Genomic DNA, 20,822 nt, shown 5'->3' with positions numbered 1-20,822 from the left:
GCAATCTTCCGAATGGCCAATATCACCGCGTCCCGCGCTGGCGCAACGCCGACGGCATGAAGTACGCGTCTTCCGGCACCGCTTGGGCGAAGTCCACTGTGGCCGGCTCTTCGTTGTCCAGGTTCTGCACGTAGTAACGACGCGCCTGCAAGTCATGGAATACGTCCAGCGCGCTCCAGGTGGTGGGCAGGTCGTAGAAGTTTTTCAGGTAGGCCATCGACACCCGCCACAACTCCCCTCGCCCGTCGTATTGATCCACCAATGCGGCGCCCCAGCTGTCCTCGTCGAGAAACAGTACGCGCTTGGAATAGATATGCCGCGCGCCCGGCTTGAGCGTGCCTTCGACCACCCAGACCCGATGCAGCTCATAACGGGTGAATTGCGGGTTGAGGTGGCCCGGTGTGAGCAACTGCTCGTACTTCACCTCAGGGCTGCCGACTTTGTAATTGTTATAGGGAATGTAGACCTCTTGCTTGCCCTTGAGCTTCCAGTCGTAGCGGTCTGGCGAGCCGTTGAACATGTCCGTATCGTCCGCCGTGCGCAGGCCGTCGGATGAGGCGATCGGGGTGTCATACGCGAGGTTCGGCGCCCGGCGTACACGGCGCTGGTCCGCGTCGTAGACCCAGGCCTGGCGCGGGTCCTTGAGCTGGTCCAGGGTCTCGTGAACCAACGCTGCACCGCCCGCCAACCGGGCCGGGCTCTTCACGAACGCCAGGTAGTAGAACAGGATGTTTTTCAGGTCGGCAAACTGCCCGCCCGGTCGGTAATAGTTGAAAAGCCCTTCCTGCTGCGAGGTCACGAGCGCGAAGCTGCCGTTGCGTTGTACCGGTGCTTCGGAGGCACGACGGACCACATAGATGCCGCGATAACGGGTGATGTGGTTCCACAGCGCCTCGATGCCATCCTTGGGCACCGGGAACGGCACACCGCCATAGGCATCGGCAAAACCGGTTCCGCCATCGAGCAGCTTGGTCGCGGTCGCATTTTTCGAGGTGTTGTCATACAGCCACTGCGGCGCCGAGCCCGAGCGGCGAGAGGGATAGACCGGCATCTGGAAGGTGTCGGGGTAGCTGTTGAACAGTGCGATCTGACCCGGGCTGAGGTGGGCCTTGTACTGTTCAAGGTTGGCCTTGGTGATGGTGAACAGCGGCTTGTCCGCCGCATAGGGGTCCAGGTGATGCTGGCCGGGTTTGTAGCCCGCCGGCGCCTGGGTGATGCCGCCGTTCCACGCCGGAATGGTCCCGGCCGCGTTGCCGGCACGCTCGGCCCCCAGCGGCGTCAGCGTGGTCTTCAATTGCTCGGCTTGCTGGGGCGTGACCGCGGCCAGCGCGCTGCCGGCGGCCAGGCTCAGGAACAGCGCCAGCGTGGTCTTGGTCAGTCGTGAAGTGTGAAACATGATCGTTCTCCGAAAAAATCCAGCTGGTCTGCAAAACACGGCAGATCCCCTGTAGGAGCGAGCCGGCTCCGGGCGGCGTTCCGACGATAGCGGTGTGTCAGCCGACATTAACTTCGACTGAAAGTCCGTCATCGCGAGCAGGCTCGCTCCTACAGGGGGATGAGTTGGAACTCACAAGAAGTACTTGAGGTTGAAGCCGACGTTGTCGCGATCACGCAGGCCGTTGTCCTGCCCACCGCCGTAGAACTCGGTGTATTGCAGCTCGGCCTCCAGCTTGTTCTGGTAGTTGGCCTTGATCCCCAGGGTGTAGGCCTTGCGGCCCTCGATGACGTTGCCCGCCTGATAGCTGTTGCCCTCAAAGTCATCCTTGTAGACGACATAAGGCGAGACGTTGACCCCGGCATACACGTCGTTCCAGGTGCCGTTGAGCATCGCGGTGTAGCTGTAGGAGTTGCGGTTGACCTGGTCGCTGCGTTCGCCGCCGGACACATAGGAAAAGTTGCCGGTGCCAGCGTAGTAACGGGTACTGCCGTCATACGCGGTGTATTGCAGGCTGCTGCCGCGCAGGTGCTCGGACGCCAGTTCGAATACGCCGAACATCGAGTCGAATGACAGGCTCGGGCCAAAGTTGTAAATGGTGCCCAGGGATGTGTTGAACGCTTCCACCCGTTCGGCGTTATTGATCTGGCTGTCGAGCGTCACCTGTTGCCCGCCGATGTTTATGGTCTGGCCGCCTGCCGCTGCGGCGGCGCCGTTGGCCAGGTCGCCGATCAGGTCGTTGGTGGCGGCGACCCCGATGGGCAGGTTCGGCCGATAGGCCACTTCACCGAACACCGACGCCTGGCCCAGGGTGGTGTTGAAACTGAAGCCGTACATGCGGATGTCTTCGGCGTAGCGCCGATGCGCCTGGATATTGCCCAGCACGTCCATGGTCGCCAGGCCGTTGGCCAGTTGTCCCGCCTGGCTGCCGGCGACACCGGCCAACAAGTTGGTCAGGGCATTCATGTCGATGCCCTGGTACCCGCCCAGATCGGCGGAAATGGTTGGCTCCTTGGCGTGGTAGTTGACCATGTACAACCCGAACTCGGTGCTGTTGAGCTCTTCTACGATGTAGCGAAAAGCGAAACCGAACTGGCCGTCGTTGCGCGCGTTGAAGTCCTTGCCGACCGTGGCCACTTTGACGGTGTTGCCAAAGGCCGGGGTGACCCCGTTGGCGTACAGGCCGGTGGTGCTCAGGGCCTGGCTGAGCAGCGGGTTGTTGCCCAGCGCGCTGTACAGATCGATCACGTTGCCGAAGCCAGGCACCGGGGTGTCCAGGGCGGTACCGCTGAAGTTGTTGTAGGCGGTGTTGCCGCCGTCGGCGAACAGGTCCGTCTGCGAGTAGAACGTGCCGACCGGGTCGATGCGGGTTTCCTTCCAGTTCGTCTGGTAAAAGCTTTCCATGGTCAGGCTGTCGGTCAGGCCGATGTTGAAGCTCAGCGCTTCCACCGGTACCAGCACTTCCTTGACTTCAGCCCCGGGCAGACGGTACTTGGCCGCATCCACCGGGTTAGTGGTGTTGATCCCGCCACGGTAGAAAATCCCCTCGCCCCAGTTGAACACCTGGCGCCCTATGCGTGCCGTGAGCGGCATCTGCGCGACGTCCCAGTTGCCATAGAGGTAGGCGTCGAGCATCTCCACCCGGCTGCCGGCGATATCGCGGGTCTGGTCGGTGAAGTGGTCGTCCTGCGGGAAACTCTGGCTGGGTTGCGACGGGTTGTTGTTGCGGTAGTAATCGTTGCGCTTGTCCATCAGTTGCGTGTCATAGAACGCGGTGCCGCGCACGAACATCCCGTAGTTCTGATAGTTGGCCTCGAGCTCCGAGGTGATCTTGTACACCTCGGAAACCAGCCCGGTGTCGAAGTTGCGATTGCCGTCGTTGGTGTTGACGTCATCGTTGTTCTTGTCCCGGCCCTGGACCCGCCACAAGCGGCCATAAGACAAGGTACTGTCGAATGAACCGGTGACCTGATTGCCCAGCACGCTGAACTCCTTGGCTTGCACGCCGTCGACCGCGCACAGTTGCAGCAGCCCTGCCAGGCCCACGCCGGGAAGCGCCGCGCCAGACAGGCGAAATCGAGTGCTCATGATCCTTTCCTCTTTCCCTGGTTTTATTGTTTTTGTGTTCTGACACTGTTGCTGCGATGGCTATGGCGCCAATCCCGCGCGGGTATAAATCCGGCTGTGGGCGCCGAAATGCCCCAGCAGTTTGAACAGCTGCCGGTTAAGTGCCGGATGGTCGAACTCTTCGCGCTGCAGCTGATTACCGTTGCTGAAATCACTGGTGATCGGTGCCATGTCCAGCCACTGGCCGATGGCTTCATCAAACGCCGCGGATTCTTCGACGGACTCGGCACTCACCACTTCACGCAAGTAGTCCACCGAGTACGGCGGGTAATGGGTGTCTCTGGCAGAGTCGGCATAAACGTCGAGCATCGGATGGGGCTGCCCCGCTCGCAGCAATCGACGCAGCCATATCGACTGATACTTCTCCACTTCCATGTGCCGGGTGGCGACCCGTTCGATGGACGCCTGCTTGTCGGCATCGAAGCCGGCCAGGGCCTTGCCTTCCAACAGAAGAAGATTGGCGAGGTCGACACCGGGCAATGGCTTGGCGTGATAAGGCTGGGTCAGGTCCTGAACGTGGTGCAGGCCCCAACCGAGAAATCGATAACCCCAATAGGGATGACCAGTGGCAAACGCCAGTCGCGCCAAGCCCATGTACTGGTAGGCGCGCCAATCCGGCCAGCTGCGCTGCAGAAATCCGGCAGCGGCGTACACCACCGGGCTTTCATGGAAGAAGCCCATATGGAAAGGCGCCTGGGAGCTGTACTGAAACCGCGCGTCGCCGAAAGGCTGCGGGCCGAAACCGTACAACTCGCCCACCTCGCCCGGGTTGTCGCTGAACAGGTTGATGTCGTGGCCGTAATCCGGCTCATCGGCGGCGCTGGCCAACACGGCCAGGGGCGTGACTTGTTCGTGGTCAGCCACAACGATGAAGCGCTGGCGATTCCACGGTGAGAGCGTCTGCTCCACCATGACCTGTTCGGCCTTGAGGTGCTCACGCTCAGGCTGATCCTTGCCCGGCAGCGGCTGGATGACCATCGCCATATGAATCCCGGGATTGATGCGCAGTGCGGTGAGGAAGTCGTGGCGCAGATTGTCCCCAGGCACGGCTGGCAATCGCAGGTTTTCGGGGCGCGGCGGGTATTGGGCGAAGTGTTCGCGGGCGAAGCGTTCCTGCTCATCCAGTAGCGCACTCACAGCTTGGTATTGCTGGGAAAGAAACTGTTCCAGCGGCTCGGCTTCGACCTGCGGCGCATCACGCAACGTCGGCAAATCGTGCAACGCCAGGTAGCTGCCCACCGTATGGTTCGACCAGCCCCAGGCTGTCGGGGTCGTTGCACAAAGCAGCAACAGGAGGAATGTCAGCTTCATTGCCTGGTTCTTATTGGATGTGCCGTGGGGGTTGAGCCTAACAACCGACCCTGCCCATGACACTGTCCGATCTCACCAGAAAAGTTCTCCGATAGCGCCACATGAGGTGGCGTGAAAACACCGCTGAACATTGTAGGAGCGAGCTTGCTCGCGATGGCGGAGTGTCAGTCACTATTGATTTTACTGACACGCCGCCATCGCGAGCAGGCTCGCTCCTACGGGGGTTCTTCGGTGTTCCTTCAGGCCGGGTAACCGGTGATTTTGCGGATGCTCTGGTACAACGGCTTGAGCTGTCGATACATGCGCAGGTAGACCTCTTTGTACAGTCGCTCATAGATCTGCTGCGCCTCGGGTTGCGGCATGAATACCGCACCGACCCGCGTCATGGCCGCCATCGCCGTGGGGAAATCCGCGTGCAGCCCCAGGCCCACCGCGCAGCAAATGGCCGCGCCCAGGCCGGACGCTTCGTAGACATGCGGGCGCTCGGCCGGCAGGCCGAAAATGTTCGCCGTGAGCTGCATCGCGGCATCGCTCTGGGAGCCGCCACCGGCGACACGCAAGCGCGTGATGGAGACCTTCGAGCGCTTCTCGATCTTCTCCATGCCCTGACGCAAGGCATACGCCAGTCCTTCGAGGATCGCCCGGTAAATGTGCGCGCGGGTATGCACGTCGCCGAAGCCGATCATCGCGCCCTTGGCTTCCACACCCGGCTCGCGGATGCCGGGCGACCAGTAGGGTTGCAGCATCAACCCCATGGAACCCGGCGGCACGGCGTCGACCAGCGCATCGAAGAGTTGCTCGGGCTCCACACCCTGGGCTTTGGCCTGCTGCATTTCCCGCAGGCCGAACTCGTTCTTGAACCAGCTGACCATCCAGTAGCCGCGATAAATCATCACCTCACAGTTGTATTGATCCGGCACCGCGGACGGGTAAGGCGGAATCAACGGGACGATTTCCAGATAGCGCGACCGGGTGCTGGTGATCGTCGCCGTGGTGCCGTAGGAAAGGCACACAGTGCCTGGGTCAACGACGCCAGAACCCACGACTTCGCAGGCCTTGTCGGCACCCGCGGCGATCAGCGGCAACCCCTCGGGAATGCCGGTGAGGCGGCTGGCCTCGGCGCTGATGTAGCCCAGGGTTTCACCGGGTTTGTGCAGGCTCGGCAGTTGCTCGGGACGCACCGCCAGCGCCTGCCATTTCCAGTCGGTGGGGGCGGCCCATTTCAGGCGTTTGAAGTCGAACGGCAGGTAACCGACGCAACAGCCCACCGAATCGACAAAGCGCCCGCAAAGGCGATGGGTGAGAAACCCCGAAAGCAGCAAAAACTTGTCGGTCGCCGCCCACACTTCAGGCTGATTGCGGGCGATCCAGTTGGCCTCGGCCTGGGCGCGAAAGTAGTCCACCGTGGCTTGCGCGCCGACCAGTTTGAACAGCCAGCCCCAGGGTCCCTTGATGCCGCCTTTGACTTCGTCCTGGCGTTGATCGAGCCACAGGATCGCCGGGCGCAGCGACTTGCCCTGGGCATCGACATTGATCACAGTGCCGCGCTGGGTGGTCAGGGATACACCGGCAATCTGCGAACGATCGACGCCGGTTTGCTGCCACAACTGCTGGCAGGCCTCACCCAGTTTTGCCCAGTAATATTCCGGGTCCTGCTCGGCCCAGCCAGGTTGAGTCGAGTAATAGGCCTGCAACTCGACCTTGCCTTTGCCCAGCAGATTGCCCTGCAGGTCGAAGAGCAGCGCGCGCACGCTCTGGGTGCCATTGTCGATGGCCAACAGGTAACGCTTGTTCGGGTGGTTATCCATGGAGCTCTCTTCAATGGGCATCAATGCGCGGCATCCGGCAAACCATGATGGCGCTGCCACAACGCCCGATAACGCTGTAATTCCTCCTGCCAACGCTCATCGTCCCAGCCCAGTCGCGGTTGGCAGAGCTGACCAATGGCAGCGAAATAATCCTCGCCACCGCGCGGCAGCAACAGGCCCAGGCGGGTTCGGCGCAGCAGCAGGTCATCCAGGTGCAGGACCATTTCTCCATCGCAGGCAACGGCCAGCTCCGCCCACAAGGTGTCGGTGCCGCCGACGGTGTCGTGGCCCAGTTCACCGAGCAGCTTCGCCAGCCTCGGCAGGTCTCGACCATGCCGCCCGGCCAGGCGCCGCCACCGGCTGGCGCTGAGCCCCGGAATCGCCAGCGGCGGCACGATGGCGAACACCGGCGCGGCGTCATCATTGAAGGGTCGGTCGAGCATGGTCGCGCAGGCCTTGAGCACTTCGATCGCCTGCGGGCGAAAGGTGGTCAGCTTGCCGCCGGCCAGGGTCACGCAACCCGGCTCCTGCCACAGCACATGCTCGCGGGTTTCATTCGACGGTTTGAGTTCGCCCGCCGCACTGCCCACCACCGGGCGCACACCCGACCAGGTCGACAGCACGTCGGCAGCGACCACTTCAGCGCCGGGGAATTGCTGACTACAGGCCGCCAACAGATAGTCGAGTTCCTCGGGACTGATGCTCGCGCTCTGGTCCAGATCGCCGTGATAATCGAGGTCCGTGGTGCCGACCACCGTGGCACCCTCCCACGGGAAAACGAACACCGGTCGACGGTCGCGCTCGTGCAGGAAGGTGAAAGCTTGCGCCACTGGCAGACGCCAACCCGGCAACAACAGATGACTGCCACGCAACGGGCGCAACTGGCGAGGGGCTTCGGGCAGGCGCAAGCGCTCGGCCCACGCGCCGGTAGCCACGGCCAGCACAGCACAACGCAATGTCAGTAATCCTCCGCCCTCGCAGTCTTCGACCTGAACCCCGCAAACGCGTCCCTCTTCACGCAGCAATCGCTGCACGCGCACGCCGTTGAGCACCACGGCGCCGTCGGCCCGGGCCTCACCCAATACGCGCATCACCAGACGGGCATCATCGGTCAGCGCATCGATAAAACAGGTGCCGCCCAGCAGGTCATCTTCCTTCACTCCAGGCGCCAGATAACGCAGTTGTTGCGCGTCATGGAAGTGATGGCTGCGCCGCCCGGCCAAGGCGTCATAGATAGACAGCAAACCACCCAGCACCCGAGGTCCGGGAAAACTGCCACGGTAATGCGGCATCATGAAACTCATCGGCTCCACCAGCCCCGGCGCTTCGTCGAGCAGGCGCTGGCGCTCGCGGACCGAATCGCGGGTCAGGCGCCACTGGCCCTTGGCGATGTAGCGCAAGCCGCCATGGACCATTTTCGAGGAGCGGCTGGAGGTACCCCAGGCGAAATCGCGCTGCTCCAGTAGCAGGCAGCGCCAGCCACGGCGCGCGGCTTCGCGCAGGATGCCGGCGCCGCTGATGCCGCCGCCGATGACGATCAAATCCCAGGTTTCATCCGCCAGCGTCGGCAGCACCCGCTGTCGCCACGCCGCGTTCCAGTCCAGGCTCATGGCCGTCACTCCTGCAACAGCGTGCCAGGGTTCAGTCGCCCGGCCGGATCGAAATGCCGACTCAGTGCCTGCAGGGTGTCCATCGCCAGCGCGCCCTTTTCCCGCCGCAGGTACGGCGCGTGATCCTTGCCCACGCCATGCTGGTGGCTGATGGTGCCTTGGTTGTCGACGATGGTCTGGCTGGCCGCCTGTTTGAGTGCCTGCCAGCGCGCCAGGGTGGCGGGGTAGTCCGCCGCCGGGCGAAACACATAGGTGGTGTAGATGCTCGACCCCTCGCCGTAGACATGGGAAAGGTGGGTGAAGACATGCACCCGCTCGCCTTCGGCAGCCAGGGCGTCGCGCAGGCTGTTTTCGATCAGCGTGAGGAGGTTATCGACGTTGCTCCAGTCGGTGGCCGTTTCCAGGGTGTCGACCACGTAACCTGCGTTCCACAGGTTCTCGCGCAGGTAGGGAAAACGAAAACGGTTCTGCGCCCACTTCTTGCCGAGCAAGGTGCCGGTAAACACCCCGCCGAACGCCTTGAGGTGCTGCCGGGCCTGACGCAGGGACAGCGCATTTTGCCGACGGTTACCGGTCACGCCGAACGTCAGCAGGCATTTGCCCGCACCGGCGCCGCGCAGGGCCAGGTACTTTTCCAGCCAGGCGATCTGCTGCGGGTGACCGGCCAGCGCCAGCTGGGTTTCGGTTTCCACCGCATTGGACAGGCGCAGCATCGACAGCGGCACCCGCGCCTGGGCCAACTGGCGGATGGCTTGCAGCGCCTTGGGCCAATCGGGCAGAAACACCCCGTAGAAACGCTCATCGGCAGGTAATGCGCTGACCCGCACCTTTACCTCGGAAATGATCCCGAAACGGCCCTCGCAGCCCAACACCACCTCACGCAAATCGGGCCCGGCCGCCGAGGCCGGAAAGGAGGGAATTTCCAGAGGTCCGGCAAAGGTTTCCAGGGTCCCGCCGGCGAACAGTTGCTCGATCCGCCCATAGCGCAATGACTGCTGGCCACTGGAGCGGCTGGCGACCCAACCACCCAGGGTCGACAGCTCCCACGACTGCGGGAAATGCCCCAGAGTGTAACCCCGGGCGCGCAACTGACTTTCCACCTGCGGCCCACTGGTACCGGGGCCGAAGGTGGCCAGCAGGCTCTCTTCGTCGAGCTCCAGCAGGCGATTCATGCGGGACAGGGAAACCGTCACCACCGGCCGCGCGGAAACCGGCGGATTGATGTGGCCGGCCACCGAGGTGCCCCCTCCATAAGGAATCAGACACAGGTCCTGTTCATGGGCGAGCAGCAGTAACCGGCGAATCTGTTCAGCGCTCACGGGATAGGCCACGGCGTCGGGATAATTTCCCAGCGCGCCCTCACGCAACGCCAGCCAGTCCGGCAGGCTCTGGCCGCGAGCATGCAGCAAACGATCATGGGCATCCACGCTGTACAAGAAGTGTTGCTGCAACCGCGACGGGGGTACGCGGGCCAACGCCGTCTCAAGCGTCGCGTCGGGCAGCGCTCGACCGTCACCCACCCGCCGGGCGAGAAAACCCGCGCCCTGGGCCGGCAGTTCGACCACCGTGGTTGCATCTCCCCAGCCGTTCCAGCGTCGCATGCCTGTGTCCTTTTGCGGTTCTGATCAGTGATATTTCAGGCCCCCATACTAGTCAGCCGCCCGAAAGTGTCACGGTCGCATCGGGCCAGTTCGAGTAGCCAATTGAGTCAAACGTCGCGCAGGCGTCAGCCATTTACTTTAGCCGTGGTTTCAAATTACCTTTCAGGGCATTCATCCGCGCACGCGGGCCTTGATCAAAGGAATACGGTCATGCAATCCCTGGGCTTCACTTCAGTTCCGCCGCTGCTCAAATACCTGCGACATGCCGAACAACTGGGCATGGCCATCGAGCCGGCGTTGGCGGCTGCCGGGTTGCAGGCACAGCAGTTGAGTGACAACAGCCTGCGGTTGCCGGGTGAAGCCCATGAACGGCTGCTCGATTATTTCTGCGAACACTCGGGCGATGCGTTGTTCGGTCTCAACGCCGCGCGTTTTGTGTTGCCCAACTCTTGGAGCGTGCTGGGCTACATCACCATGAACTGCGCGACACTGGGCGACGCCATGAGCCGCATCATGCCGTTCGAGAAGCTGGTGGGAGACATGGGCGTCAGCCGCGCCGAGGTGCAAGGCTGCGAGGTGCACCTGATCTGGACATGCCGCCATCAGCGCCCGCGAATTCGCCGGCATCTGGTGGAAAACGTGCTCGGTTCCTGGCTGCAATACGCGCGCTGGATCGCCGACACGCAAATGTCGCCGGCCGCCGTCTGGCTGGAACATGCCTGCCCGGCCGACACGACGCTGGCAGAATACGAGCAGTTCTTCGACTGTCCGGTGCTGTTCGACCAGCCTTATTCGGCGCTGATTGTCCCGTTGCCGTATTTGCAGTTGCCATTGCGCCAGGCCGATGCGCAATTGCTGCGCACACTGGAAGAACATGCCCAGGGATTGATGGCCACACTGGAGGACGCGTCGCTGGAGCAGCGGGTCAAAAGTATCCTGCGAAAGTTGCTCAAGGAAGGTCTGCCACGCAAGGAGCAGGTGGCCGAGCATCTCGCGGTGTCCGTGCGCACGCTGCAACGCCAGCTGCATCTGGCCGGAACGTCGTACCAGCAGATCCTCGATGACCTGCGCCAGGAGCTGGCCGAGCATTACCTGCTCAACAGCACCCTGCCGATTCAGGACATCGCCCAGTACCTGGGTTTCACCGAACCCCGCTCATTTCACCGCACGTTCAAAAGCCGGCGCGGGATGCCGCCGGGTGAGTTTCGCCAAACCCACCGGGTGCCGAACGAAGGTTGAAGATCAGAGGCTGGTGGGAGCGAGCCTGCTCGCGATGGACGTTAACGATGACGCGTTTCTACAGGATAAACACGGTGCCTTTTTGTCCATCGCGAGCAAGCTCGCTCCTACAAAATACGTACCGACCAGCAAGGGTAGTCGGCGCGGAAATGCCATACTCTAGCCCCAAAGTGCCATCATTATGACGCAGTGCTCGAAACTCACTGAAAACCCGTGCGCAAATCCCCTTCCCGGGCCAGGAACCGCCCTTGCCTGCGCCCGTTGGCCTGGCCGTCGCGGTAACTCAACACACCGTTGACCCATACGCCCTCGATGCCTTGCGCCGCCCGCTGCGGGTCGTTGAAATCGGCGACATCGCGGATGGTCGCCGGATCGAACAACACCAGGTCCGCCCAATGGCCTTCGTGGATCTCACCTCGCCCCTTCAAACCGAAGCGTGCCGCCGACAGCCCGGTCATTTTGTGCACGGCGGTGTGCAGCGGGAACAGTCCTACGTCACGGCTGAAATGTCCGAGCACCCGGGGGAATGCGCCCCACAAGCGTGGGTGTGGAAACGGGTCTTCCGGCAAGCCGTCGGAGCCGACCATCGACAGCGGATGCGCAAGGATTCTGCGGACATCCGCCTCATCCATGCCGTAGTACACCGCACCGGCCGGTTGCAGTTGGCGAGCGGCCTCCAGCAACGGCACATTCCATTCGGCGGCGATGTCCATCAGGTCGCGACCGCCCATTTCCGGGTGCGGGGTCGACCAGGTGATGGTGATGCGGTGGGCATCGGTCACTTGCTTCAAATCCAGAGTCGAAGAGCTCGCTGCATACGGATAACAATCGCAACCCACCGGGTGGGTTTTCGCCGCCTCTTCGAGGGATGCCAGTAGCTGCGGACTGCGCCCCCAGTTGCCGGCGCCGGCGCATTTGAGGTGGGAAATGATCACCGGACTTTGCGCATGGCGACCGATCTGGAATGCCTCGTCCATGGCCTCCAGCACCGGTTCGAATTCGCTGCGCAAATGGGTGGTGTAGACCGCCCCGAACGCGGTCAATTCTTCGGTCAGTTGCATCACTTCATCGGTGGATGCCGAGAAGGCGCTGGCATAGGCAAGGCCGGTGGACAGGCCCAAGGCGCCAGCCTCGAGGCTTTCGCGCAGTTGCTCGCGCATCGCACTGATTTCTTCCGCCGTGGCGGTGCGGAACAGGTCGTCCAGATGATTGCTGCGCAACGCCGTATGGCCGACCAGCGCGGCAACGTTCAGCGTGGTGTTCGCCGCTTCGACGGCCACGCGGTAGTCGCCGAAGGTCGGGTAAACGAACGCAGCGGCCGTGCCCAGCAGGTTCATCGGGTCCGGTGGATCGCCGCGCAAGCTCACTGGCGACGCGCTGATCCCACAGTTGCCAACGATGACCGTGGTCACGCCCTGGCTGAGTTTGGGCAGCATCTGTGGCTGACGAATCACCACGGTGTCGTCATGGGTGTGTACGTCGATGAAACCCGGCGCCAGCACATGGCCCTGCGCGTCGATTTGTTCGCTGGCGCGGGCATCGCGCAAGTCGCCGATACGCTCGATGCGCCCGTTGAGAATGGCCACGTCGGCGGGGTAACCGGGGCGGTTGCTGCCGTCGATGATCAGGGCGTTGCGAATCAGCGTGTCGTACTGCATGTCAGTCTCCCAGCGGCAAGTGATCGTCGCCGCCGCGGTATTCGTCGAGGGCGAGTTTGATCCGCCGCAGACGTTCTTGATTGTCTTCAGGATTGGCCAACGCCAGCTCGGTGGCGAGCACGTCGATGGCCAGCAGCATGCCGTAGCGCGCTGCCGTGGGTTTGTAGATGAACGAGGTTTCGGCGCTTTGCAGGGGCAGGACGATGTCGGCCAGTTGCGCCAGCGGCGAATCGGCCCGGGTGATGGCCAGAATGCGTGCGCCGTAGTTGCGCGCCAGTTCCACTGTTTCGACCAGTTCCGGGGTGATGCCGGTCAGCGAGCAGACAATCACCACCTGTTCGGCGCTGAGGCTGGCGGCGGTGACGCGCATCATCACCGCATCGTGGCACACCGCAATCGGATAGCCGAGGCGCACCAGGCGCACTTGCAGTTCATCGCTGCACAGGGTCGAGCAGCCGCCCATGCCGAACGCGTGAATCATCCGCGCCTTGCCCAGCAGTTTCACCGCATCGGCGAAACGCGATTCATCGAACGCCGCCAGGTGCTGGCGCAAGGTCGACTCGATGTCGCCCACGATCTGCCCGTAGAACGCTGACTGCTCGGGCGTGCCCGCCGGATCGAGAAACCGGCTGCCGACGCCGCTGGCCTGGGCCAGTTGCAAGCGCAAGTCACGCAGGTCCTTACAGCCGACCGTGCGGGCGAAGCGCGACAGTGTGGCGCTACTGACCTCCGCCCGCAGCGCCAGCTCCTCGAGGCTGGCGGAGGCAGCAAATCCTACGTCGTCGAGCATCAGGCGAGCGATGCGTCCTTCACCGGCGCTGAAGGAGTCCTGACGGGCGCGGATCTGGTAGAGGATGTCCATGCAAGTGGCTCCGGCTAAATCAGGTAAGAAAGACCAACGGTCAACGCGAAAGCAACGAGCGAGATCAGTGTCTCAAGCACGGTCCAGGTCTTGAAGGTCTGGGTAACGGTCATGTTGAAGTATTCCTTGATCAACCAGAAACCGCCGTCGTTAACGTGGGAAAAGATAACCGACCCGGCGCCAGTCGCCAGCACCAGCAACTCGGGATGGGGATAACCCAGACCAATGGCTACGGGTGCGACCACGCCTGAAGCGGTGGTCATGGCCACAGTGGCAGAACCGGTGGCGATGCGCATCAGCGCGGCGAACAGCCAGCCCATCAACAGCGGCGACAAATGAAATTCGTGGGCCAGGCCGACGATCTGGTCGGTGACGCCGGCATCCACCAGAATCCGGTTCAGGCCACCGCCGGCGCCCACCAGCAGCGTGATGCTCGCGGTCGGCGCCAGGCATTCGTTGGTGAATTTGAGGATCGATTCGCGGTTGAAGCCCTGGGCCAGGCCGAGGGTCCAGAAGCTCAGCAATGTCGCCAGCAACAGCGCGATCACCGAGTTGCCGATGAACAGCAAGAACTGGTTGAAACCTGTGCCCGGTGTGGAAATCAGGTTGGCCCAGCCGCCGATCAGCATTAGCACCACCGGCAACAGGATGGTTGCCATGGTGATGCCGAAACCCGGCAGGCTGTCGCGCGGTTCACGCTCAAGGAACTGGCGTTCCAGCGGGTTTTCCGCCGGCAACTGAATGCGCGGCACAATGAATTTGGCGTACAGAGGACCGGCAATGATCGCGGTCGGAATGCCGATCAGGATCGCGTACATCAAGGTCTGCCCCACCGACGCCTGATACACCTGCACCGCCAGCATCGCCGCCGGGTGCGGCGGTACCAGCGCATGCACCACCGAAAGCCCGGCGACCATCGGCAAGCCGACCATCAGGATCGACACGCCCACGCGCCGCGCCACGGTAAAGGCAATCGGCACCAGCAAGACGAAACCGACCTCGAAGAACAGCGGCAGCCCCACCAGAAACGCGATGCAAACCATCGCCCAGTGCGCGTTCTTCTCGCCGAAACGGTCGATCAAGGTCCGCGCCACCTGCTCGGCGCCCCCGGACTCGGCCATCATCTTGCCGAGCATGGTGCCCAGCGCCACCACCAGTGCGATGTGCCCCAGGGTCTTGCCGACACCCGCCTCGTACGCCCCCACCACACCCGATGGCGGCATGCCAGCCACCAGCGCCAGGCCGATGGAAATCAGGGTGATGACAATGAACGGGTTGAGCCGGTAACGGGCGATCAGAACGATCAGTGCAATGATGGCGATGGCGGCATACACCAGCAGCCAATAGCCGAAGGACAGGGTCATGCGGTACTCCTCGAGAGGGTCACGTCGAAATATTTGTGAAACTCTTAAAACATTTCGGAAGGTGATTTTCAAACGAGGTGAAAGTAATTTTCGTGCAGAGGTAAGGCGTGTCGCGCAGAGGTATGAGTTGTCGTAAATAATGAAAATCAGGCAGGCGGATTTTCATCGCACCTGCCTGTTTGATTTCAGTCGTGCTGCATCCGGGCGCGCTTGAGCAATTTCTTGCAACGCTCAGACAAATGCAGCACCCGCAGGTGCTTGCCGGCCCTGGTGTAGCGCTCGCGCAGGGTGCCCAGCGCGGCGATGGCCGAGTAGTCGACAAAACTCAGGTGCTGGCAATCAAGTGTCACTTGCGCCGGGTCATTGGCCGGATCGAACTGATTGAGGAAGGGTGTGGTCGAGGCAAAAAACAGCGTGCCATGCACCCGGTACAGCTTGCTGCCGTCGTTCTCCAGGTGGCTGTCGGCATACAACTGTCGGGCCTGTTGCCAGGCAAAGTTCAGCGCCGCGATGATGATCCCGCAGAGCACCGCCATGGCCAGGTCGGTGAAAACGGTAATCACGGTCACCGCGATGATCACCAGCACGTCGTTGAGCGGCACCTTGTTCAGCACCCGCAACGAGGCCCAGGCGAAGGTCTGTTGCGACACCACGAACATCACCCCCACCAGCGCGGCCAGCGGAATGCGCTCGATCAGTGGCGACAGAAACAGGATGAACAACAGGATCAACACCCCGGCCACCACCCCGGACAAGCGCCCGCGCCCGCCGGAACTGAGATTGATCACGGTCTGACCGATCATGGCGCAACCGCCCATGCCGCCGAACACACCGGACACCACATTCGCCGCCCCCAGCGCTACGCACTCGCGATCCGGGTAGCCACGGCTCTCGGTGATTTCGTCGGTGAGGTTGAGGGTCAACAGGGTTTCCAGCAACCCGACCAGCGCCATCAGGATCGCGTAGGGCGCGATGATGCCCAGGGTGTCCAGGTTCCACGCAATGTCCGGCAGCGCCAGCGTCGGCAAGCCACCGGCAATGTGCGCCATGTCGCCCAGAGTGCGGGTCGGCAGGCCCAGCAGATACACCGCCAGGCCCACGCCGAGAATCGCCACCAGCGCCGGCGGCACCGTACGGGTCAGGCGCGGCATCACATAGACAACCGTCATGGTCGCCGCGACCAGCCCGATCATCATGTACAGCGGCGTACCGCTCAACCAGGCCTCCCCGCTCTTGAAGTGCTCCAGTTGTGCCAGGGCAATGACGATCGCCAGGCCATTGACGAAGCCGAGCATCACCGGATACGGCACCATGCGCACCAGTTTGCCGAGCTTGAGCAACCCGAACGCCATCATGATCAGCCCGCCCAGCAACACCGTGGCCAGCAGATACTGCACGCCGTGCTGCACCACCAGCGCGACGATCACCACGGCCATCGACCCGGCCGCGCCGGACACCATGCCCGGTCGCCCACCGAACAGCGCGGTCAGGGTGCAGATGATGAACGCGCCGTAAAGCCCCATCAGCGGATTGAGATGAGCCACCAGCGCGAAGGCGATGCACTCGGGCAGCAGGGCGAAGGAAGTGGTAAGTCCGGCCAGGACATCGGCGCGTAGACGTTTTGGTTTCATGGAGGACCGCATGCAGGGGAAGCAGGAAAAGAGTGTGCGGATGTTACGGAATCAGAGGCAGCCCGGCCAGCAGATGGGCCAATGGAAACGCAATCGCGAGCAGGCTCACTCCTACATTTAACCGCGTTCCATCAGAAGGAATGCAATCAAATGTAGGAGTGAGCCTGCTCGCGATGAACGATGACGCGGTCTAAAGCGAACTCACACCATATCGTCGCGAATCCACTCGACCACCGACGTGCGCTTCGGCACCCAGCCCAACAACTCCCGAGCATGCTTGCCACGCACCCGACTGTTGGAGCCCAAACCATAGTTGGCCATTTCATAGCCCCACTCGGCTTCGGCATCCTTGAGCGCCCAGTCCTGCGGCTCGCCCAGGTTCAGCGCCTGGGCCATGGCGGTGGTCATGTCGATGAACGACGCTTCACCGCTTTCGACGAAGTAGAAGGTGCCAGGCACGTTTTCAGTCAACGCCAGCAGGTACAGCGCCACCACGTCCTCGATGTGCACATTGGACCAGATGTTCTGGCCGGGGCCGACATGACGCACCACACCGCTTTTGCGTGCCTGTTTGAGCAGGCGCGGCAGTTGCACGCTGTCGCGATGGACGCCCAGGCTGTGGCCGTAGATCAGGGTGTTACAAATCACTGCCGAGTTCACCCCGTCCATGGCCGCCGCCAGGACCAGATTATCGATGGCCACGCGTGCAGCCTTGTCGACCGTCGGCTCCGGCAGGTTGTCTTCGACGTAGATGACATCACTGGATTTACCGCCCGAGGCATCGCCGACAATGCTCGAACCGCTGGTGTGCAGGAACACTTTGCCGGAACCGCGCAAGGCATCGAGCAAGGCTTGCACCGCTCCACGATGATCGCTGCTGGCGGCGTTGATCACAGCGTCCGCGGCAAGCGCCTGATCGGCCAGCAGGGCGCAGTCGTCGAGGGTGCCGATCACCGGGGTGATGCCCAGTGCGCGCAGTTCATCGGCTTGTTCGGCGCTGCGCACCAGACCGGTGACGTTGTGACCGGCCTGGACCAGGCCCGTGGCGATGGAACCGCCGATAAATCCGGCGGCGCCGGTAACGAATACATTCATGGAGAAACTCCCTGCGTGGATAAGTGATGCAAGGAGTATCCGGCAGCGATCCCGGAGGAAAAATCCCTGCCGGCCCAATTCACTTTTGCGCAGGAATCACGAATCAACCCTTGAAATCCGCGCTCGCATAATCCGCCAGCTTGCCCTGGATAAAGTCCAGGAAGCATTGAATCCGCAGGGCCAGTTGCGAGTTGCGGTAGTACACCGCGTTGATCGGCTGGCGATAGCCGCTGTTGAATTCGGCCAACAACACTTTCAAGCGTCCGGCACGAATGTCTTCGATAGTCATGAAATGCGACAGGCTGGCGATGCCCTGGCCGTCCAGTGCGAGATGGCGGATGGTTTCGCCGCTGGAGGCGCTGATCGACGCCTGGATCGGCCAGCGATCGCCATGCACATAACGCAGCGGCCACTGGTTGAGGCCTTCGTTCTGGGTGAACCCCAGCAGCGTATGGTGGACCAGGTCAGCCACGGCTTGCGGTGCGCCGTGCTTTTCCAGGTAGGCCGGACTGGCGACGATGTGCAGCGGGCTGCAACCCAGGGAGCGGGCATGCAGCGTCGAGTCGGTCAGGGTGCCGATGCGAATGGCGATGTCGGTGCTTTGCTCCAGCAGGTCGATGATCAAATCGTTGCTGTTGAGTTCGAGCTGAATGTCCGGGTAAAGCCTGCGGAATTCATCGATGTAGGGCACGATGGCGTGCAGCATGAAAGGTGATGCCGCGTTGATCCGCAGCCGCCCGGACGGTGTTTGCTGGCGTGAGGACAGGCGTTCTTCGAGTTCGTCCATCTGATCGAGAATCCGCTTGGCGTGCTCGAAGAAGTACTTGCCCTCTTCGGTCAGGTCCATGCGCCGCGTGGTGCGATTGATCAACGTGGTGTCGAGCTTGGCCTCCAGCCGCGACAGCGTACGGCTGACCGCCGAAGGCGTTTGCCCGACCTGCTCGGCCGCCGCGGAAATCGACCCGCATTCAATCACACAGACGAAAACCTGCAATTCATCGGATCTGGCTTTCACGTGTGTCCTCGTTTGCGAATCGGCGCTGCGATCTTCCTGGCCGTTGCATCGGATAGTAGCCGAGCGTTAAGCCTTGAGGCCAAACACCTCAGCCAAATGCTGCTCATAACGCGCCACGTCGCCTTCGATGTTCGGGCGCTTCATCACGTCCACGCACAGGAACGTCGGCAAGCCGGTCATGCCCAGGAACTCGTTGGCCTTGTGGAACGGAAAGTACACCGCGTCCACACCTTTGGCTTCGAAGAAATCGGTCGGGTCGTCGAAGGCTTGCCGCGGGGCGTTCCAGGTCAGCGACAGCATGTACTGCTTGCCGTGAATCAGACCGCCGCTGCCGTACTTCTGCGACGCGTCCGAACGGGTGCGACCGTCGCTGGCATAGAGGCTGCCATGGCCTTCGGTGAAGACTTCGTCGATGTACTTTTTCACGGTCCACGGCGCGCCCATCCACCAGCCGGGCATCTGGTAGATGATCACGTCGGCCCAGAGGAACTTGGCCACTTCTTCGGCGACGTCGTAGCCCTCGTCGATGAAGGTGGTTTTCACATCCATACCGCCGCGATCCAGCACGCTCAATGCGGCTTCATGCAGGGTGGTGTTGTAGCGGCCGTCGGAGTGCGCAAATTTTTTGCCGCCATTGAGCAACAGGACTTTTTTCATGGGAGGTCTCGGGAAGGTCGGGAATCGGATGGCGGCAGAGTACCGATCGGCCTCGCGCGGAGTAAGCGTCGATTTGGCAAAATTCATTTGACCTACAAGCACGAATCGACAGGCGATTGTTGCCTTAGACTGGCGCCAATTCTGACTTGAGGAGAGATGTAGATGAGTGAAATCCAGGGCTTCATCCTGCACGCCAAGACCCGTCCGGAAAAATCCGACGCCTTCGAAGCGTTTTTCAGCGGCTACGTGCAAGCCAGCCGCGCCGAACCCGGTTGCATCGAATACCATATGTTGCGCGACAAACAGGACCCGACCCTGTTCATCTTCTACGAGATCTGGCAATCCCGGGCCCACCTCGACGTGCACTCGAACCTGCCGCACATGAAGCAGTTTCTCGAACAGCGTGATGAATACCTGGAACGAGACTTCGAGATCCGCGCCATCGAGATGATCAGCCCGTCGTCCGCTAGCCGCTGATCAGCAAATGGCCGCCGAGCACACCCAGGCCAACGAAAAACACGCGCTTGAACCACAGGGCGCTGATCCGCTGGCGCAGCGATTGCCCCAGCCACATGCCGAGCATGGCCGGGATCAGCGCCAGCAGCGATGCGCTCAACTCGCCCCCGCCGAGCGCGCCGCGCCATAGCAATCCACCGGCCAGGGCCAGGGTCGAGACGGTGAATGACAGGCCCAGCGCCTGCACCAGTTCATCCTTGCTCAAGCCCAGCGCTTGCAGATAGGGCACCGCTGGAATCACGAACACGCCGGTGGCCGACGTGATGACGCCGGTCAGCACGCCACACAGTGGACCGAGCCAGCGTTCGCTGCGCCGCCCCACGCGCACAGTCGGCAGGAACAAACCGCTCAGTGCATACAGCAACAATGCCGCGCCCAACCCCCGCACCACCCAATGGCCACCGCTCATGCCGATCCACAGCGTGCCCGCCCCGGTGCCGATGAAAATCGCCAGCAACATCGGCCACAGCCGTTTGATCAACCCGGACAAATGCCCACCGAACGCCAGTTGCCAGACGTTGGTGAGCGTTGCAGGAATGATCAGCAGCGCCGCAGCCTGCGTCGGTGCCATAGCCAGACCGAGCAGGCCCATGGCAACGGTCGGCAGGCCGAGGCCGATCACGCCCTTGATCATGCCGGCCAGCAAAAAGGTGCCGATAACCAACAACGAAAGGGCTAACCCGAGATTCTGATAAAACGCAGAGAGTGTATTCATGGGGCCATGGTGGGCCCCCGAAGGCTGATTGAAAATCTGCCATATACTGAGGCTGCCTCTCCCAATACAAGAGGCTGAGAAATGAATTGAGGCTACTGGCCTCTTCGCGAGCAGGCTCGCTCCTACAGGGGATTTGTGAACAACGCATACCCACTGTAGGAGCGAGCCTGCTCGCGAT

The 20,822-nt window shown here is 62.1% G+C and carries 16 protein-coding genes; 2 read left to right on the top strand and 14 right to left on the bottom strand.

What is annotated here, in order from left to right:
• Positions 1-22: 22 nt before the first annotated feature.
• The 6 genes from AC3ITA_RS03480 to AC3ITA_RS03455 all read right to left on the bottom strand — a co-directional run bounded on the left by AC3ITA_RS03480 (position 23) and on the right by AC3ITA_RS03455 (position 9,892).
• Complete coding sequence (locus tag AC3ITA_RS03480; RefSeq protein WP_489279464.1) at positions 23-1,396, bottom strand: DUF1329 domain-containing protein; 1,374 nt, start codon at positions 1,394-1,396, stop codon at positions 23-25.
• A 171-nt stretch (positions 1,397-1,567) separates the two neighbouring features.
• Positions 1,568-3,523 (bottom strand): DUF1302 domain-containing protein, encoded by a 1,956-nt coding sequence (locus tag AC3ITA_RS03475; RefSeq protein WP_489279463.1) that lies wholly within the window; start codon positions 3,521-3,523, stop codon positions 1,568-1,570.
• Positions 3,524-3,583: 60 nt separating this feature from the next.
• On the bottom strand, positions 3,584-4,873 hold the full coding sequence (locus AC3ITA_RS03470) for a phospholipase (RefSeq protein WP_489279461.1): 1,290 nt from the start codon (positions 4,871-4,873) through the stop codon (positions 3,584-3,586).
• A 239-nt stretch (positions 4,874-5,112) separates the two neighbouring features.
• Positions 5,113-6,681 carry an FGGY-family carbohydrate kinase gene (locus tag AC3ITA_RS03465; RefSeq protein WP_489279459.1) on the bottom strand — a complete coding sequence of 523 codons (1,569 nt, stop codon included), beginning with the start codon at positions 6,679-6,681 and terminating at the stop codon, positions 5,113-5,115.
• A gap of 20 nt (positions 6,682-6,701) precedes the next feature.
• Entirely contained in the window at positions 6,702-8,291 is a 1,590-nt protein-coding gene (locus AC3ITA_RS03460) for a glycerol-3-phosphate dehydrogenase/oxidase (RefSeq protein WP_489279457.1), read from the bottom strand.
• A 5-nt stretch (positions 8,292-8,296) separates the two neighbouring features.
• On the bottom strand, positions 8,297-9,892 hold the full coding sequence (locus tag AC3ITA_RS03455; RefSeq protein ID WP_095942468.1) for an FAD-binding oxidoreductase: 1,596 nt from the start codon (positions 9,890-9,892) through the stop codon (positions 8,297-8,299).
• 210 nt (positions 9,893-10,102) lie between these two features.
• Here AC3ITA_RS03455 and gliR point away from each other — a divergent pair, with 210 nt between their 5' ends.
• On the top strand, positions 10,103-11,131 hold the full coding sequence (gene gliR, locus AC3ITA_RS03450; RefSeq protein ID WP_489279455.1) for an AraC family transcriptional regulator GliR: 1,029 nt from the start codon (positions 10,103-10,105) through the stop codon (positions 11,129-11,131).
• 200 nt (positions 11,132-11,331) lie between these two features.
• On the opposite strand, the gene AC3ITA_RS03445 is transcribed toward gliR, so the two are convergent.
• The 7 genes from AC3ITA_RS03445 to mdaB all read right to left on the bottom strand — a co-directional run bounded on the left by AC3ITA_RS03445 (position 11,332) and on the right by mdaB (position 19,413).
• Positions 11,332-12,789 carry an N-acyl-D-amino-acid deacylase family protein gene (locus tag AC3ITA_RS03445; RefSeq protein WP_489279453.1) on the bottom strand — a complete coding sequence of 486 codons (1,458 nt, stop codon included), beginning with the start codon at positions 12,787-12,789 and terminating at the stop codon, positions 11,332-11,334.
• A gap of 1 nt (position 12,790) precedes the next feature.
• A complete protein-coding gene (locus AC3ITA_RS03440; RefSeq protein WP_489279451.1) occupies positions 12,791-13,651 on the bottom strand; it encodes a MurR/RpiR family transcriptional regulator in 861 nt (286 codons plus the stop codon).
• Positions 13,652-13,665: 14 nt separating this feature from the next.
• Positions 13,666-15,015 carry a GntT/GntP/DsdX family permease gene (locus AC3ITA_RS03435; protein ID WP_489279450.1) on the bottom strand — a complete coding sequence of 450 codons (1,350 nt, stop codon included), beginning with the start codon at positions 15,013-15,015 and terminating at the stop codon, positions 13,666-13,668.
• A gap of 185 nt (positions 15,016-15,200) precedes the next feature.
• Positions 15,201-16,646, bottom strand: a complete 1,446-nt coding sequence (locus AC3ITA_RS03430; protein ID WP_489279448.1) for a SulP family inorganic anion transporter — start codon at positions 16,644-16,646, stop codon at positions 15,201-15,203.
• Positions 16,647-16,847: 201 nt separating this feature from the next.
• On the bottom strand, positions 16,848-17,741 hold the full coding sequence (locus tag AC3ITA_RS03425; RefSeq protein ID WP_489279447.1) for an NAD-dependent epimerase/dehydratase family protein: 894 nt from the start codon (positions 17,739-17,741) through the stop codon (positions 16,848-16,850).
• A 103-nt stretch (positions 17,742-17,844) separates the two neighbouring features.
• The gene (locus AC3ITA_RS03420; RefSeq protein ID WP_150672249.1) at positions 17,845-18,756 is read right to left on the bottom strand and encodes a LysR family transcriptional regulator; all 912 of its coding nucleotides are present in this window, start codon (positions 18,754-18,756) and stop codon (positions 17,845-17,847) included.
• A 66-nt stretch (positions 18,757-18,822) separates the two neighbouring features.
• Positions 18,823-19,413 (bottom strand): NADPH:quinone oxidoreductase MdaB, encoded by a 591-nt coding sequence (gene mdaB / locus AC3ITA_RS03415; RefSeq protein WP_095942476.1) that lies wholly within the window; start codon positions 19,411-19,413, stop codon positions 18,823-18,825.
• A 162-nt stretch (positions 19,414-19,575) separates the two neighbouring features.
• Between mdaB and AC3ITA_RS03410 the strand changes: the two genes are divergently transcribed.
• On the top strand, positions 19,576-19,890 hold the full coding sequence (locus tag AC3ITA_RS03410) for a putative quinol monooxygenase (protein ID WP_095942477.1): 315 nt from the start codon (positions 19,576-19,578) through the stop codon (positions 19,888-19,890).
• Here AC3ITA_RS03410 and AC3ITA_RS03405 read toward each other — a convergent pair.
• A complete protein-coding gene (locus AC3ITA_RS03405) occupies positions 19,880-20,644 on the bottom strand; it encodes a sulfite exporter TauE/SafE family protein (RefSeq protein ID WP_489279445.1) in 765 nt (254 codons plus the stop codon). The genes AC3ITA_RS03410 and AC3ITA_RS03405 overlap by 11 nt on opposite strands.
• Between the last annotated feature and the right edge of the window lie 178 nt (positions 20,645-20,822).

The organism is Pseudomonas sp. GL_090 (assembly GCF_057837765.1).
This window is presented reverse-complemented; position numbering and strand designations above follow the sequence as displayed.

What these genes read in the sequence shown, in the direction of transcription:
- AC3ITA_RS03480 (WP_489279464.1), bottom strand. Translation starts at nt 1,396, where the DNA reads ATGTTTCACACTTCACGACTGACCAAGACCACGCTGGCGCTGTTCCTG.
- AC3ITA_RS03475 (WP_489279463.1), bottom strand. Translation starts at nt 3,523, where the DNA reads ATGAGCACTCGATTTCGCCTGTCTGGCGCGGCGCTTCCCGGCGTGGGC.
- AC3ITA_RS03470 (WP_489279461.1), bottom strand. Translation starts at nt 4,873, where the DNA reads ATGAAGCTGACATTCCTCCTGTTGCTGCTTTGTGCAACGACCCCGACA.
- AC3ITA_RS03465 (WP_489279459.1), bottom strand. Translation starts at nt 6,681, where the DNA reads ATGGATAACCACCCGAACAAGCGTTACCTGTTGGCCATCGACAATGGC.
- AC3ITA_RS03460 (WP_489279457.1), bottom strand. Translation starts at nt 8,291, where the DNA reads ATGAGCCTGGACTGGAACGCGGCGTGGCGACAGCGGGTGCTGCCGACG.
- AC3ITA_RS03455 (WP_095942468.1), bottom strand. Translation starts at nt 9,892, where the DNA reads ATGCGACGCTGGAACGGCTGGGGAGATGCAACCACGGTGGTCGAACTG.
- gliR (WP_489279455.1), top strand. Translation starts at nt 10,103, where the DNA reads ATGCAATCCCTGGGCTTCACTTCAGTTCCGCCGCTGCTCAAATACCTG.
- AC3ITA_RS03445 (WP_489279453.1), bottom strand. Translation starts at nt 12,789, where the DNA reads ATGCAGTACGACACGCTGATTCGCAACGCCCTGATCATCGACGGCAGC.
- AC3ITA_RS03440 (WP_489279451.1), bottom strand. Translation starts at nt 13,651, where the DNA reads ATGGACATCCTCTACCAGATCCGCGCCCGTCAGGACTCCTTCAGCGCC.
- AC3ITA_RS03435 (WP_489279450.1), bottom strand. Translation starts at nt 15,015, where the DNA reads ATGACCCTGTCCTTCGGCTATTGGCTGCTGGTGTATGCCGCCATCGCC.
- AC3ITA_RS03430 (WP_489279448.1), bottom strand. Translation starts at nt 16,646, where the DNA reads ATGAAACCAAAACGTCTACGCGCCGATGTCCTGGCCGGACTTACCACT.
- AC3ITA_RS03425 (WP_489279447.1), bottom strand. Translation starts at nt 17,741, where the DNA reads ATGAATGTATTCGTTACCGGCGCCGCCGGATTTATCGGCGGTTCCATC.
- mdaB (WP_095942476.1), bottom strand. Translation starts at nt 19,413, where the DNA reads ATGAAAAAAGTCCTGTTGCTCAATGGCGGCAAAAAATTTGCGCACTCC.
- AC3ITA_RS03410 (WP_095942477.1), top strand. Translation starts at nt 19,576, where the DNA reads ATGAGTGAAATCCAGGGCTTCATCCTGCACGCCAAGACCCGTCCGGAA.
- AC3ITA_RS03405 (WP_489279445.1), bottom strand. Translation starts at nt 20,644, where the DNA reads ATGAATACACTCTCTGCGTTTTATCAGAATCTCGGGTTAGCCCTTTCG.